Consider the following 14,837-nt stretch of genomic DNA (forward strand, 5'->3'; position numbering starts at 1 on the left):
TCGGTGAACTCTATTGCGAGGCGATGGCGCTTTCATACCATGCAACCAGCAGCTTGCGCTCGTCCGGCGTAAGATCCGTTATATTGCCGGGCGGCATGGCGTGGCTTCGTCCTGCCTGGATATAGATTTCCCGCGCATGGCTGGCAATCTCCGCGTCGGTTTCGAGTTTCACCGACTTGGGCGTGAAGGGAACGCCATCCCATACCGGTTCTGCCGCATGGCACATGGAGCAGCGCGCCATGACGACATCACGGGCCGCCTCGAAATGGGCGTTGGAGGCGAATTTCTGGCTCACGGGTGACAATGCCGTTTCGGTCTCGCCGGTCAGCAGTTTCGGGACCGTCGACAGCCAGATGATCAGGATGAAGAGGATCACCGTCACCAGCCATGTCCATGTCGGCTTGCCCTTCCTGGCATGGGTGGTGTTGAACCAGTGCCGGATGCTGACGCCCATCAGGAAGACCAGCGAGGCGATCACCCAGTTGAAATGGGTGGCGAAGGCCAGCGGATAATGGTTCGACAGCATGAAAAAGATCACCGGCAGAACAAGGTAATTGTTGTGCAGTGACCGCTGCTTGGCAATGCGGCCGTATTTGGCATCCGGCGTGCGGCCGGCGATCAGGTCGGCGACGACGATCTTCTGGTTGGGAATGATGATGAAAAACACGTTGGCCGACATGATCGTCGCGGTAAAGGCGCCGAGATGCAGAAAGGCGGCGCGGCCGGTGAAGACCTGCGTATACCCCCAGGCCATGATGACCAGCAGGATATAAAGCAGGATCATCAGACCCCAGGTATTGTTGCCGAGCTTCGACTTGCAGAGCTGGTCGTAGAACAGCCAGCCGATCGAGAGCGAAGCCAGCGACAGACAGATGGCCTGCCAGTTTTCCAGTTCCATCACCGTGCGGTCGACGAGGAAAAGTTCGGCGCCGCCATAATAGACGATGCAGAGCAGAAGGAAGCCGGAAAGCCAGGTGAAATAGCTCTCGTATTTGAACCAGGTCAGGTGCTCCGGCATCTGGGCCGGTGCGACCAGATATTTCTGGATATGGTAGAAGCCGCCGCCATGGACCTGCCATTCCTCGCCATAGGCGCCCGGCGGCAGATGCGGTCGTTTTACCAGCCCCAGATCGAGTGCGATGAAATAGAAAGACGAGCCGATCCAGGCGACCGCGGTGACGACGTGCAGCCAGCGCACGGCAAAACTCAGCCATTCCCAGGCTATGGCATATTCATACATTGCGTTGTTCCCGTTCTTTTTGTTCCCGACTCGTGAGTGTGAGGAAAAAAACGAGAGGAGGGAAGGGGCAGGAGGACGCAGGGAGGACATATGACCCGTGTCGTTGCACGAGACAAGCAAAGATCTAAAAGCAGGTGACCAACAAGCCTTAGCCGGCGGCTAAAAGCATGAGGCAAGCTCCTTTGGAAAACGATGCTAAAAAATCGAAGCCTCGGTGCGCAATAGAGAACACCATTTCGCCTTTCGATTGGCCCCGTTTCTCTAGGCGATCTACTGACGGCGAACAGAAACTCCGATCTTTGCTGGATTTCAAGCTATGGATATCAAGGAAACACCGGATTTGTGGGTGCTGCGCGAAAAACGCCGGCTGCGCATACCGGATATCAGGCAGGTGGCAGCCGATTGCTTGGCGAACATGCAGAAAAATATGATTGAGGAGGGGTTGGAAATCGATGGTCCATGGCTGTTCATATCCTACAATCTTCCCAAGGACGGAAAGACGTTTTTCGACTGGGAAATATGCTGTCCGATAAAGATGCCTGCAGATTATCATGGTAAGGTCGAACTCATCCATCTTGAGCCGATCATGGTGGCAAGCCGGGTTTATCAAGGATCTCTGAGGACGCTTTTTACCCAAGGTTATGCGCCGCTCATCGCCGAGCTGGATAGGTCGCGCTACATCTATTCCGGCGAAAGTCGCGAAATCTATCATGGCTGGAATGGTGCCGGCAGTTCCTATCACAGAATAGAAATCCAGTTCGGACTGTCGCGCTGACCGCAGCCCCATGCCTGCTCAATCCGGTGCGGCATCGGCGCCGATGTAAAACGACCGCATATCCTCGTTTGCCTGCCGCCGCGAGCCGGGATCGCTGTAGAACATATGGCCGCCGCGATAGAGTTTCAGTTCGGTGCGTCCTCTGGCGAGCTGTTCGGGCAGATGGTCCAGAATAAATTTCGAGACGCCATAGGGTGTCAGGATGTCGCTGTAGCCGTGCAGGACAGAGAGCCTGAAAGAGGGGATGACCGAGAGCAGATCACGGATGTCGTCAGATGCAGAGGCATTCGACTGGCGGCCGTCCCAGTCCCATTGGCGGTTAACCTCTCCGTTCAGCAGCGTATAGGTCATGTCGGTTTCGAAGCGCAGGTCGTTCCTCGCGTAGGCGGCGAAGAGTGCGCCGTAGGCACGTGTATATCCGTCCAGAATATTGTCGTCATTGGTAACGTTCGAGCGTTCCGGATAGGCGTCCGCCACCATGTCCGATGCATCATAAAGGCTGACGATCCGGCCGTCCCCGACAGCCTCCGTCCGATATGCCGAACTGACGAAACCGCGGCTGCGGGCAACGATATTGACCGGCAGTCCCGTCAGGGCCGAAACGCGTGCGTAAAGCGCCTCTGCTTCAGTTCCGGATGGTGCGGGGCCTGTAAGCGAGACGAGATAGGTACTCATCGCATAGGTTTCGGCGGACTGAACCTTCTCTGCCGAGAATTCTCCCTTGCGTTCAAGCTCGGCGGCTGCCAGCGATGGCAGTTGCAGGGCTGCGGTGACTGGATCGGTATCCGCGGCCATCAGGAAACGGCCATCGATCATCGGCGAGACCATGACAATGCCGGAGACCAGAATGCCCTGGCTGTCTTTCAGGGCCTTTGCCACCTTTGCGGCGCGGAAGCCGCCGTAGCTTTCCCCGGCGAGATATTTCGGAGAGGACAGGCGGTTGTTCTTCTGCGTGTAGAGGGCGATGAATTTTGCAAGGCTCTCGGCGTCCTGCCGAACCCCGTAAAAGGCGTTTTGTGCGTCGGGTGCGGCCCGGCTCCATCCGGTGCCGACCGGATCGATGAAGACGAGGTCGGTGAAGCCGAGCCAGCTTTCCGGATTGTCTTGAAGCGCCGGCGTCGTGCCGTCTTCCTTGCGGCTGCCGAGATTGGCGACCTTGGGTCCCATCAGACCGAGATGCAGATAGGCTGAGGCCGCACCCGGGCCGCCATTAAAAGCGAAGGTGACGGGGCGGGGCGTTTTCGCGTCCGGAACGGTATAGGCCGTGTAGAAGATCCTGGCGTTTTTTGCGCCGGTCTGGCCGAACAGGTCCATGGTTCCGGCGGTCGCCCTGTAGCGGAGATCGCCGCTGGGCGTTTTCAGCAGGTGCTCGGTGGTGGAATCTGCCGGGATGAGGTCGAAGATCGATCGCCCTGTGGCAGGGCTTCCTGCATCCTGGGCGTGCGCAGGGCCGGCAACGATTGCCAGCAGAACAAGGCAAAGGATTGCGCGGCTGCGGATTGACATGGCAAATCCTCCCTTCCGGATGTTGGCGAAGGATAGGCGATGTCGCCGATCACCGGAACTCAACTCTTGCTCAATTCGTCGTCGAATTGAACAAGAGCTTCGCCCCCGCCAGATGGATTCTGTTTCCGCTTTGGAACCGGTCGATGTGACAGGGCGTTGATCGGCGGCCCCAGTGTGCCTTCGAAGTCGCCAAACAAGATAATTGTGCGTTGCACCAATTTGGGGCTTAGCCGGCTAAGGCGACTCGGGTATTGTAGCAGTTGCGAATTCAACCGGCAGTGCCGGGTATTGCGTCCGTCACGCTGCCGGGGATGACATCCATCAACGGAGAACAGGCTGATGCCCAAACACAGGCGATGCATTTCTACAGGTGTGATGATTGCGTTCTTCTCCGGTGCCGGGGCGCTTCCCGCCGCTGCTCACGAAGCCCACAGTCCCATGGGCGTAAAATGGAAATATGACGGTTACTGCTGCAACGGCGACAGCAAGAGCGGCGACTGCCAGATGATCTCGACGCGGAACGTCAAGATCACCAATCAGGGGTACGAAATATCGCTCGGTCCCGGAGATCACAGGCTGATCACGCGGCCGCATCACTTCACGATGCCGCAGAGCGAGGCGCGTCGGTCGAAGGATGAGGAATATCACCTCTGCCTCTATCCGACCGAGGATACGCTGCGCTGTTTCTATGCACCCGACATGAGCTACTGATATTGCCCGCGGCGGTGATCAGTCGCGAAATGTCGGCATCATCCTGCGCATGAAATCCCGGAAGGCGCTGATCTTTTTCGAGTGTCGACGTGTCTCGGGATAGGCGAACCAGTAATCGCTGCCGTCCGTTGCCCTCAAGTCGAAGGGTTGGATCAGGCGGCCAAGCGCCACGTCATCGGCATAAAACTCCGGTTTGAGGATTGCGACGCCCTGGCCGGCGATCGCAGCTGCCGCCTCGATGGTCTGGGCGCCGAAGCGGCTTATCGGTCGGCCGTGAAGCTCTTCCTCGGGCAGGCCTGCCGCGGCGAACCAGTGCGACCACCAGACATCGCCGGGATCGATGATCCTGAGCTTCAGGATATCTGCCGGCTCGTGAACGCCACCGATTGTTTCCGCCAAAGCCGGGCTCAGCATCGGGGTGAAATCGCTCTTCATCAGAAAATGTGATTTCAGGCCCGGCCACTTGCCGCTGCCGCTGCGGATCGCAATATCGGCTTCGGTGCGGGTGAAATCCACCATTTCCTGCGAGGTTTCCAGTCTGACCGCAATCCCCGGATTTTCGAGCTGGAAGGTGCCGAGATGATGTGCCAGCCAGCGCACTGCGAAGGTCGCCGTCGTGTGAATGATCAAAGTGCTGTCGGACTGATTCTTGGTGCCGGCAAGGGCTTCGTCGATCATTTCGAAGGCCGCGGTGATCTTTGGGGCAAGCCTTGCGCCGGCATCCGTCAGCATCACCTGCCGCGGCCGACGCAGGAAAAACTGCTCTCCCAATGTGTCTTCCAGAAGCTTGATCTGATAGCTGACGGCCGTCTGCGTCAGCCCGAGTTCCTCGCCTGCACGGGTGAAACTCATGTGCCGCGCCGCCGCTTCGAAGACGCGCAGGCTGTTCAGCGGAAATTGCTTCGACATCTTCATGGATCAAATCTCTTTATGCATGCAGACGGATGTTTCGTTGGAAATACATCATAATCCAGCGCATCTTCCAATCATAGACATCAGTTGAGTGATGGTGAGACAAGGAGATGCGACCATGGCCAATGGTTTGCTGACGGGCTTTCTGCGCCTTAAAGACAGAAGTGAAAGTCTGGCAGTTGTGTTTTTCGGTATCCGTGCCGGTGCGACCAATCATGTCGAGGAGGAGGCTTTGAGCGAGCATGACCTGCGGGATTTGGGCATGCTTGACGGACGGGTGTCGCCAAGCACGGTCGACCGGTCGTGCCGGTCGAGCGCCTGGGATCTTATCGAGAGAGCGCCGCATTCGCTTTGAGGCGAACAACGGGTCAGGCGGTTGTGGGGCGCGCTTCGGGAAGCAAGGTTTGCAGAGCGTGGTCAGCAAGATCGGTTGCCATGGTCTCTTCGATCCATTGCCTGAACGCCTGGATCTTCCGCATGTTGCGCCTTGCGGCCGGATAGGCCAGCCAATAGGTCTTGCCGTCGCCGGCGGACAGGTCGAAGGGCTGGATCAGACGACCCGACGAAAGATCGTCACGAAAGAAAAAGGGACTGAGCATCGCCACGCCATGGCCGGATATCGCTGCCCTAGCTTCAATATCCTGTGCGCCGAGCGCATCAAGGCTTGTCGGCCGGATCGAAGCTGGGCTGATCTTGGCACTTTCGAACCAGTCCAGCCAGGCGCCGTCGATTTCGGAAATCCAGGGTAATTTCAGGAGGTCCGCCGGTTCATGGATTCCCCCGATGCTGGCAGCAAGTTCTGGAGATAGCATGGGAGAATAGCGAAGGCGCATGATCGGATGGCAGACGAGGTTTTCGGGCGGCTTGGCCGAAATTCTGATGGTGATGTCCGGTACCGTGCCCTGCTTCTCCGAAGCGTCCATCATGCGCAGTAGGCGCACGCCGATATTGGGGTGGCGTGCGCGAAAACCGGCGAGGCGAGGTGATAGCCAGTGAGACGCAAATGTTGGCGGAGAGTGGATGTCGAGCGTGGCATCGATGGTGTGCCGGGCCGCCTGCATCGCCTCTGCCAGCAGGTCGAAAGCTTCGGCCACTTTCGGCAGTAGATGTGTGCCGGTCTCGGTCAGTTGCAGAGCCCGCGGTTTGCGGATGAAGACTGTCTCGCCGAGATGTTCCTCGAGAATCTTGATCTGGTAGCTGGCGGCTGTCTGCGTCATGCCGAGTTCTTCTGCTGCCCGGGTGAAATTCTGCAGCCGTGCGACCGCCTCGAAGACCCGCAGGGCATTCAACGGAAGCTGGCGCGACAGTTTCATCTCGTGTGCCTTCAGCGATAAGCTCTCTTTATCGCGGCCGACTGTATTCGAATTGGAAAACTCCCGCAATCGGCGGCATTGCTGGAACCATCAAGACAGTTTCAACAACCGATGTGGAGCAGAACATGCCGTCCGCAAACGCGAATTCTTTGCCTGTTACAGAGGCTCCGCCATCGTTTTCCCGCCCCGCTTTCCTGCAACGTCTTCGCATGCATCTTGCTGGCTTCATCCGTCGCCTGTTGAGCGCCAACAGCAGAGTTGCGCTGACCCTGCCCGAAGAGCTGCATGGCGATATCGGTTTCCAACCGCCATTGCCGGAACGCGGCGAGGCTTTCTGGCAAGACAGGCGGCGTTCAATCGGCCGCGATCTGCCGCTCTGAAAGTGTTGCCGGTGCCGACAGCGGCAGGTGTTGCAGCAATTCTGCGGCAACGAGGGCAGCGATAACTTCCGGACGCTTGTCCCTGATGGCGGAACCGCCGATCGGCAGTACAAGCCGGGACATCATCGCGGCGGTCTCCTGTTTTCTTGTCTCCTCGCCTTGTTGGCGTTGCAGCCAGTGGGAGAAAGTCGCCCGTTTGGTGGCAGAACCGATCATCCCGACATAATTCAGGTCCTGCCTCGCCAGGGCGCGTTCGGCGATCAGGAAATCCAGCGCGTGATCGTGGGTGAGAATAACCGCCGCGCCACCGGCCGGAATGTGATCCACGGTCGCTTCCGGCATCGCCGTGAGGCGCGGTGTCACTCCCGAAGGCAGGTCTTCCAGCGCCTGTCTGCGCGTCTCGACGACCGTTACGGCAAAGGGCAGGGGCAGAAGCGCGGTTGCGAGCGCAAGGCCGACATGGCCTGCACCAAACAGATAGACCGCCGTGCGCTCGTCCCGCTCACGCAACAGCCGATGCTCTAGCGCCTCGGCAATCGCTGGCGTCACGAGAGAGAAGCGGAGTTTCGTGCGGCCGCCGCAACATTGACCGATCTCCGGGCCGAGCGGAATGTCCATGATTGTTTCGCCGCCGCCCCTCAGGATCGCGCGGGCATTGTCGATCGCCATGTATTCGAACTGGCCGCCGCCGATCGTGCCCCAGATCTCGAAGTCCGCCACAAGCATATAGGTGCCAGCTTCTCGCGGCGTCGAGCCTCTCGTCTCGATTACGTCGACGAGAACCGATCCATTGCGCGCGAGAAAGCTGGAGAGGGAGTGTTCGCTCATGAAGGAGAACATAGCATCATCGCGACTGACTGCATCGTGCATTTTTCTTCGCAATTATTGCGGGAAACATCTGTATTGCCGGTCATAACGCGGGAAATTCTATTAAAAATATATCAGTAATTTCGCCTTAGATGTTTGCCGGCGCAAACTTGATTTTTGATAAATGCTGCGCGTCCTACAAGTATACGACGGGATACTATGACCAAGAGAGCATCGATTGCCTCGCTGATTCCAGCCTCCCAGGATATCTACAGGAAAATCGTCTTTGAGATCGCCGATGGCATTATCGGCATCGATGACCATGGCATCATTCGCCTCTGTAATCCTGCCACCGAAAGCATCTTCGGTTGGCAAAGCGGAGAACTACTGGACAAGCCTCTGGAAGTCCTGCTGCCCGAACGGGTTCATGGCTTCCACCAAAGACTTGTGGCCGGGTTTCAGTCGGGAAATACCGAGGCTCGCTATATGGGGCAGCGAAGTGCGACCATTGTCGGCTGCCGTAAGGATGGCACGGAAATCAACCTCGGCATCACCATCCTGAGAACGTCTGCTGCCGGTGCGCCGATGATGGTGGCCGTCATCCGGGATATTTCCGATCACGTCCGTTACCAGAACGATCTCAAGCGGCTGGCCGAAACCGACAGTCTGAGCGGCCTTCTCAATCGCCGGGCGTTTCGCGCAAGTGTGTTGCAGAGCGTGAGCGCCAATGTCGCCAAGCTTTCCTCGATGGCGATCTTCGACCTCGATGGCTTCAAGAGCGTCAATGATCGCTTCGGTCACGACGCCGGAGACGACGTCATTGTCCGTTTTTCGGAGGTTCTTCGCACTTCCATCCGCGCCACGGATGTTGCGGGACGCTGGGGCGGAGAGGAATTCGTGCTGTTCCTGCCTAACCTGAAAGCCAATGAAGCAATCGCGATTGTCGAGCGCATCAGGGCCAATTTTACCAGCGTGGACTTTAATTGGGACGGCCACCTCGCGGCGAATTTCACTGTCAGTGCTGGACTGGCGTTTGCCGAACCCGGGTTTGCAGACTTTTCCGACATGATCGCATCGGCGGACAAGGCGCTCTACGATGCGAAGCGCGGCGGTCGTGACAAACTGGTTTCGATCGAGATGCAGCAGGAAGCCCTGGCATCCTAACGAGTTTCTGCCTCGGCATTTACCAATGTGAAGGCCGGCGGTGGGAGGAGCCGCCGGCCTTCTGCAATCCGATCCCTTTCGAGGAGGGGACGGGGAGGTAAGGATCAGATTGCTGTTTTCAGCTCTGGTTGCCCGCGAGTGCCGCAAGCTGCGAGAGCATGACTTCCATATTGTGGTTATCCTGCTTGAGTGCGTTCAGCAGATTGTCGGCTTCGTTGCCCGTCGCGGCATAGCGATCGGCCTGCTTCATCAGGATCTGTTCGATCGTGGGGATCGGCCCCGGCAGATAGTGCACCCGGCCCGGTGCGGTATCCCCGTTGAAGGCAGGTCGGGCGACGGGCGGCATTTGCTGCAACGAGACAGGGATCATCTTTCGGACCTCTTTCATGCGGTGAACCGAGGATCATCAGGTTCCTCGGCTTCGCATCTTCAATGGGTCCATCATACCGGAGCGCCTGTTATCCGATATTGTGTTGATGTTTATCGTGGATATACGTTGGTATGGGTGTTGCAACCGAAAAGGCACGTTTTCGTGCAGCTATCCTTCCGAATATGTAGCTGTCTGTTCACTGTTTTACTGCGAAAGCCGGTGAAAAGGTCAGCACGCCATGGGGCGTATGGCCCGAAAGCGTGAGGTGCTGCACATAGATATCCGGCACGCCGTCATGGGTCAGCCGTCCGTCGCTGACAAAGCCGACGCCCTGATAGACCGCCTGATCTCCGACCAGGGCACAGCCTTTGGCGCCTAGCGCCTTCAACTTATGGATCCCTTCTCGGATCAGCGCGTGGCCGATACCCTGTTTCTGCCGGTCAGCTCTCACAGAAATCGGCCCAAGCCCGAACCAGTCGTCGTAATGGCCGTTGATCGTGACGGGTGAAAAGGCGACATGGCCGATGATCTCGTGATTGTCTTCCGCCACCAGTGAAAGCGTCAGGTCACCGCGGGCGCGAAGCGCCCGGATGATCGCCCCTTCGGTTCCTGAACTGTAGGACATGGGCGCGAATGCGGCCTGCGTCAGGTCGTGGATCACGTCTTCGTCGCCCGCACGTTCGGCACGAATGGTGATGGTCATCTCTGCCTCCTTGATATTTCGCTCCTCACCCGTAAAAATAGGCCTCGGCAGCGAAATATCGAAGCGTTTTTATAAGGCTTTCATCCGTTCCACCGCCATCAGCACCCGCTCCGGTGTCGCAGGGGTGTCGAGGCGTGGGCAGATGGCGTAATCGGCAACGCTTGCGACCGCCATGGATATCGCCTCCAGAACCGAGATCGCCAGCATGAAGGGCGGCTCTCCCACCGCCTTGGAACGGCCGATCGTCGGTTCCGCATTTTCCGACCATTCGGCGAGCTTCACATTGAAGATTTTCGGCCGGTCGGAAGCAAGCGGGATCTTGTATGTGGAGGGCGCGTGGGTGCGTAAGCGTCCCTTGGCGTCCCACCACAGTTCTTCCGTGGTCAGCCAGCCCATGCCCTGAACGAAGGCGCCTTCGATCTGGCCGATGTCGAGGGCAGGGTTGAGCGACTTTCCGACGTCATGAAGAATGTCGGTGCGCTCGACGATATATTCGCCGGTCAGGGTATCTATCGAGACTTCCGAGACGGCTGCGCCATAGGCGAAATAATAGAAGGGATGGCCACGGCCGGCGGCGCGGTCCCAGTGGATCTTTGGCGTCTTGTAGAAGCCGGCGGCCGACAGTTGCACCCGGTCGAAATAGGCGGCCTTGATGAAGGTGTCGAAGGGCACGATCTCGTTGCCGATCTTTACCCGGTTGGGCAGGAACTCGATCCGGTCGCGATTGACCTGCCATTGCCGTGCGGCGAATTCGATCAGCCTTTCCTTGATCTGGCGGCAGGCGTCATAGGCCGCCATGCCGTTTAGGTCCGAGCCGGACGAGGCGGCTGTTGCCGAGGTATTGGGCACCTTGCCGGTCGTCGTCGCGGTGATTTTTACCCTGTCGATATCGACCTGGAAACAATCGGCAACGACCTGCGCCACCTTGGTATAGAGGCCCTGGCCCATTTCGGTGCCGCCATGGTTCAGGTGGATGGAACCGTCCGAATAGACATGCACCAACGCGCCTGCCTGATTGTAGGCGGTCAACGTAAATGAGATGCCGAATTTCACCGGCGTCAGCGCGATGCCCTTGCGGATGACCGGGCTTGTCTCGTTGAATTTCAGGATCGCCTTGCGGCGTTTCTTGTAGTCGGATGAGGCCACAAGCTCATCGACGATGCGGGCGATCACATTGTCATGGATATCCTGATGATAGGGCGTCACCGTGCGGCCCGATCCGCGTTGTCCATAAAAGTTCAGCTTGCGGATTTCGAGCGGATCCTTGCCGACCGCATAGGCGATCTCCTCGATGATCCGTTCCCCGCCGAGCAAGCCCTGCGGCCCACCGAAGCCGCGAAAGGCTGTGTTGGAGACGGTATGGGTCTTCAAAGGCTGCGAGGTGAGGCGCACATGCGGGTAGAAATAGCTACTGTCTGCATGAAAGAGGGCGCGGTCGGTGACCGGGCCGGAGAGATCGGCGGAATAACCGCAACGCGCGGCATAGGTCGCGTCGACCGCATGGATACTGCCTTTCTCGTCGAAGGCGACGTCGTAATCGACGCGGAAATCGTGCCGCTTGCCGGTGATCGACATATCTTCATCGCGGTCAGGGCGGAATTTTACCGCCCGGTTTAGTTTCTTCGCCGCGACGGCGGCGAGAGCCGCAAATTGGTTGCTCTGGGTTTCCTTGCCGCCGAAGCCGCCACCCATGCGCCGGGTTTTGACCTCAACCGCGTGATTGGAAACGCCGAGCACATGCGCCACCATGTGCTGAACCTCGCTCGGATGCTGGGTGGATGACCAGACCGTCACGTCCTCGTCTTCGCCGGGAATGGCAAAGGCTATATGGCTTTCGAGATAAAAGTGCTCCTGACCGCCGATATTCATCGAGGCCTGAATTCGAAGGGGCGGTTTCTCGATTTCGGTTTCAGGCTCACCGCGCCTGAGCGTCATCGGTTCGGTGACAAGAGGCGCGCCGTTCTCCCGCGCGCCCTCGATATCCGTCCAATGGGGGAGGTCGCTGTACTCGATCTTCGCAAGCCTTGCTGCACGGCGGGCCTCGTCACGCGTCTGCGCAAACACGGCAAAGATCGGCTGGCCGTGGAACTGGACGAGATCGGTTGCCAGCAGCGGTTCGTCATGCTTGCCGGTTGAGGCGACGTCGTTTGCGCCGGGAATGTCTTCGGCGGTCATCACCCAGACAACACCGGGGGCGGCGCGCACGGCATCGAGATCGATCGAAAGGATTTTCGCATGCGCCCTTTCGGCAAGGCCAAGCCCGCCATGCAGCGTGCCTGCCGGTTCGGGAATATCGTCAATATATTCGGCGGTTCCGGTCACATGCTTATGTGCTGAATCATGTTTGCGCGACACATGCATCGGCCCGTCGATCGCAGGCTTCATCTCAAAGGAGGTCTTGTCCATCCTACACCTCCTCCATCTCGAAGCGCTGCAATTGTGCAGGAGCCCCTGCCGTCTCCAGGAAGAAGCGGGTGAGCAGGTTCCTGGCCGTCAGGCTGCGATACTGCGCACTTGCACGCCAGTCGGTCAGCGGCTGGTAATCCTGATCGAAGGCCTCGCCAGCGGCGGCGATCGTCTCCCATCGCCAGGGCTTGCCGATCAGCGCCTGTTCGACATGGACCGCCCGTTTCGGGGTTGCCGCCATGCCGCCGAAGGCGATGCGGATATTTTCCACATGGCCGTCCATGTCGAGCGTCAGGTTGAAGGCGCCACACAGTGCGGAGATATCCTCGTCGCGACGCTTGGAAATCTTGTACACGGCGAAATGGGCGTTTTCCGGCGGGCGCGGCACGCTGATCTTCTCGACGAATTCACCGGCCATACGGTCCTGTTTGCCATAGTCCAGAAAATAGCTTTCGAGCGGCATGGTGCGGCGGCCGGAATGGGAACGCAGCGTCAGTTGGCTACCGAGTGCAATCAGCGGCGGCGGCGTGTCGCCGATCGGCGAGCCGTTGGCGATGTTGCCGCCGATCGTGCCGGCGTTCCTCACCTGCTGGCCACCAATACGATCTATCAGCGCGCCAAATGCGGGGATGACCGCTTCTAGAAAACCATGCGCCTCGGAGTAGCTCACGCCTGCGCCGATGGTGATGCCGGTCGGTTCCACGGTGATTGTCTGCAGCTCGGGAAGGTGATTGATGAAGATGACCGGGTCAAGCTTGAGCATCTGCTTCGTCACCCATAGGCCGACATCGGTCGCGCCTGCGACGATTGTGGCTTGCGGTTCATCTGCCAGCGCCTCGGCAAAAGCTTCGAGTGATGCAGGGATGATTGAGCGCGCTCCGTCCTTTTCGATGACGACGGTCTCCATGGCCGAGCGGATCGACCAGAGCTTTGCCATGATCTCGGTGCGGTCACGTTCCAACGGGTCGAAGAGCGAACTCGGCCGCGCCTTTGCCACCTGTTCGGCCGCCTTGACGATCGGCTCATAACCCGTGCAGCGACAGAGATTGCCCTGAAGCGCGCTTTCGATTTCGGCCCGGCTCGGATTTTCGTTGGAAAGCCAAAGGCCGTAAAGCGACATGACGAAGCCCGGCGTGCAGAAGCCGCATTGCGAGCCGTGACAGTCGACCATCGCCTGCTGTACCGGATGCAGGGTTCCGTCCGATGCCGCCAGATGCTCGATCGTCACGATATGGGTGCCGTGCATGGAGCCGAGGAGCCTGATACAGGCGTTGACGCCTTCGTAGCGCAGGCCGGTTTCCGTCAGGCGGCCGACCAGCACGGTGCAGGCGCCGCAATCGCCTTCGGCGCATCCTTCCTTCGTCCCCGTCAACCGCCGCGTCAGGCGGAGATGATCCAGAAGCGTGTCCGTGGGTGAGAAATCTCCAAGGGTCACGTCTTCCCCGTTGAGGATGAAGCGGATGGCTGAATTCATCGGTCTCCTTCGTCCGCCGTTGCCGGCTCCCAGTCAAGAATCACCCGCCCGCCATTTTGGCTGTTCGCGGGCCGATTAGTTTACCCTCATTCCTGTGCTTGTCACAGAAATCCAGCAGCGTCGCGTCTGCGGCGCAAAACAGTCTTTTTCACGCAAAGGACTTCGCGTGGCTGGATTCCTGTCACAAGGACGGGAATGAGGGGCAGCTTACTGCGCCGTCCAGCCGCCGTCGATGGAGATGTGTGTGCCCGTGATGCTCCTTGCCGCATCGCTGGCGAGATAGATCGCGGCCGCCGCCACTTCGTCTATGCCGACGAATTCCTTGGTCGCCTGCAGCCGCAGCATCACCTCGTCCTTGACCTTTTCCTCGCTGATGCCCTTTTCGCGTGCCTGATCGGGAATCTGCCTTTCGACCAGCGGCGTCAGCACGAAGCCGGGGCAGATCGCGTTGACTGTGATGTTTTCCTGCGCAAGCTCCAGCGCCGCCGTCTTGGTCAGGCCCATGATGCCATGCTTGGCGGCCACATAAGCCGACTTGAACGGGGAGGCGACGAGGCCGTGGGCGGAGGCGACGTTGATGATCCGGCCCTTGCCTGCGGTTTTCATCAGTGGGATTGCGTGGCGCATCGTGTGGAAGGCCGATGACAGGAGAATGGCGATCAGCTGATCCCATTTTTCCGGCGGAAACTCCTCGATCCTCGCGACATGCTGGATGCCTGCATTGTTGACCAGAACATCGAGCGTGCCGAAGCTGTCGCGTGCCGTCAGGATCAGGTCTTCGATATCGACCGGTTTCGTCATGTCGGCGGGATGGTATAGGACCGTGCCGGAGCCCGCCGCATCGAGCGACGAACGGATCGCCTCGATCTCGTCCTTGTCACCGAACCCGTTGATGATGACATTGTCGCCCGCGGCCGCAAATGCCTTTGCAATGCCGAGGCCTATTCCGCTGGTGGAGCCGGTGATAACCACGGATCTGTTCATGCTGTTCCTCCCAAGAACGCCTAGAGCGCGGTGTCTCCCTCACCGCGCCGGAACGTTATGCGCAAAGTCGCTAATCTGGCAACGGTCAGTTG

General features: G+C 58.8%; 15 protein-coding genes. 5 read left to right on the top strand and 10 right to left on the bottom strand.

Translation table 11 applies throughout. The annotated features are described in order from the left end of the window. Positions 1-10 precede the first annotated feature (10 nt). Positions 11-1,240: a urate hydroxylase PuuD gene (gene puuD, locus JZX87_RS16825; RefSeq protein WP_183821297.1), complete on the bottom strand. Its 1,230-nt coding sequence runs from the start codon at positions 1,238-1,240 to the stop codon at positions 11-13. Positions 1,241-1,556: 316 nt separating this feature from the next. Here puuD and JZX87_RS16830 point away from each other — a divergent pair, with 316 nt between their 5' ends. Further along, positions 1,557-2,015, top strand: coding sequence for a GyrI-like domain-containing protein (locus JZX87_RS16830; RefSeq protein WP_206826888.1), 459 nt, complete (start codon positions 1,557-1,559; stop codon positions 2,013-2,015). Positions 2,016-2,033: 18 nt separating this feature from the next. Here JZX87_RS16830 and JZX87_RS16835 read toward each other — a convergent pair whose 3' ends face one another. Further along, positions 2,034-3,521, bottom strand: a complete 1,488-nt coding sequence (locus tag JZX87_RS16835; protein ID WP_206826890.1) for a S10 family peptidase — start codon at positions 3,519-3,521, stop codon at positions 2,034-2,036. A gap of 339 nt (positions 3,522-3,860) precedes the next feature. On the opposite strand from JZX87_RS16835, the gene JZX87_RS16840 reads away from it, so the two are divergent. Continuing rightward, complete coding sequence (locus JZX87_RS16840; RefSeq protein ID WP_394353617.1) at positions 3,861-4,232, top strand: hypothetical protein; 372 nt, start codon at positions 3,861-3,863, stop codon at positions 4,230-4,232. Positions 4,233-4,250: 18 nt separating this feature from the next. On the opposite strand, the gene JZX87_RS16845 is transcribed toward JZX87_RS16840, so the two are convergent. Then, entirely contained in the window at positions 4,251-5,147 is an 897-nt protein-coding gene (locus JZX87_RS16845) for a LysR substrate-binding domain-containing protein (RefSeq protein WP_206826892.1), read from the bottom strand. 115 nt (positions 5,148-5,262) lie between these two features. On the opposite strand from JZX87_RS16845, the gene JZX87_RS16850 reads away from it, so the two are divergent. Beyond that, positions 5,263-5,499 carry a hypothetical protein gene (locus JZX87_RS16850; RefSeq protein ID WP_206826894.1) on the top strand — a complete coding sequence of 79 codons (237 nt, stop codon included), beginning with the start codon at positions 5,263-5,265 and terminating at the stop codon, positions 5,497-5,499. Positions 5,500-5,512: 13 nt separating this feature from the next. Here the strand turns inward: JZX87_RS16850 and JZX87_RS16855 are convergent, their stop codons facing one another. Then, the gene (locus tag JZX87_RS16855; RefSeq protein WP_206826896.1) at positions 5,513-6,457 is read right to left on the bottom strand and encodes a LysR substrate-binding domain-containing protein; all 945 of its coding nucleotides are present in this window, start codon (positions 6,455-6,457) and stop codon (positions 5,513-5,515) included. Positions 6,458-6,582: 125 nt separating this feature from the next. Here JZX87_RS16855 and JZX87_RS16860 point away from each other — a divergent pair, with 125 nt between their 5' ends. Continuing rightward, positions 6,583-6,837: a hypothetical protein gene (locus tag JZX87_RS16860; protein WP_206826898.1), complete on the top strand. Its 255-nt coding sequence runs from the start codon at positions 6,583-6,585 to the stop codon at positions 6,835-6,837. Here the strand turns inward: JZX87_RS16860 and xdhC are convergent. Beyond that, positions 6,811-7,665 carry a xanthine dehydrogenase accessory protein XdhC gene (gene xdhC / locus JZX87_RS16865; protein ID WP_206826899.1) on the bottom strand — a complete coding sequence of 285 codons (855 nt, stop codon included), beginning with the start codon at positions 7,663-7,665 and terminating at the stop codon, positions 6,811-6,813. The two genes, JZX87_RS16860 and xdhC, sit on opposite strands and share 27 nt — an antisense overlap. Before the next feature lie 198 nt (positions 7,666-7,863). Between xdhC and JZX87_RS16870 the strand changes: the two genes are divergently transcribed. After that, the gene (locus tag JZX87_RS16870; protein WP_206826900.1) at positions 7,864-8,808 is read left to right on the top strand and encodes a sensor domain-containing diguanylate cyclase; all 945 of its coding nucleotides are present in this window, start codon (positions 7,864-7,866) and stop codon (positions 8,806-8,808) included. A gap of 118 nt (positions 8,809-8,926) precedes the next feature. Here JZX87_RS16870 and JZX87_RS16875 read toward each other — a convergent pair whose 3' ends face one another. From JZX87_RS16875 to JZX87_RS16895, 5 genes are all read right to left on the bottom strand, one after another. Then, positions 8,927-9,178: a hypothetical protein gene (locus tag JZX87_RS16875; protein WP_206826901.1), complete on the bottom strand. Its 252-nt coding sequence runs from the start codon at positions 9,176-9,178 to the stop codon at positions 8,927-8,929. 196 nt (positions 9,179-9,374) lie between these two features. Then, positions 9,375-9,875: a GNAT family N-acetyltransferase gene (locus tag JZX87_RS16880; RefSeq protein WP_502711324.1), complete on the bottom strand. Its 501-nt coding sequence runs from the start codon at positions 9,873-9,875 to the stop codon at positions 9,375-9,377. 75 nt (positions 9,876-9,950) lie between these two features. Then, positions 9,951-12,287 (bottom strand): xanthine dehydrogenase molybdopterin binding subunit, encoded by a 2,337-nt coding sequence (gene xdhB, locus JZX87_RS16885; protein ID WP_206826903.1) that lies wholly within the window; start codon positions 12,285-12,287, stop codon positions 9,951-9,953. A gap of 1 nt (position 12,288) precedes the next feature. Next, entirely contained in the window at positions 12,289-13,761 is a 1,473-nt protein-coding gene (gene xdhA, locus JZX87_RS16890; protein WP_206826904.1) for a xanthine dehydrogenase small subunit, read from the bottom strand. Positions 13,762-13,968: 207 nt separating this feature from the next. After that, entirely contained in the window at positions 13,969-14,745 is a 777-nt protein-coding gene (locus JZX87_RS16895; RefSeq protein WP_206826906.1) for a 3-hydroxybutyrate dehydrogenase, read from the bottom strand. Positions 14,746-14,837: the final 92 nt, after the last annotated feature.

Source organism: Agrobacterium sp. Ap1 (genome assembly GCF_017313375.1).
Classification (GTDB): domain Bacteria; phylum Pseudomonadota; class Alphaproteobacteria; order Rhizobiales; family Rhizobiaceae; genus Neorhizobium; species Neorhizobium cellulosilyticum.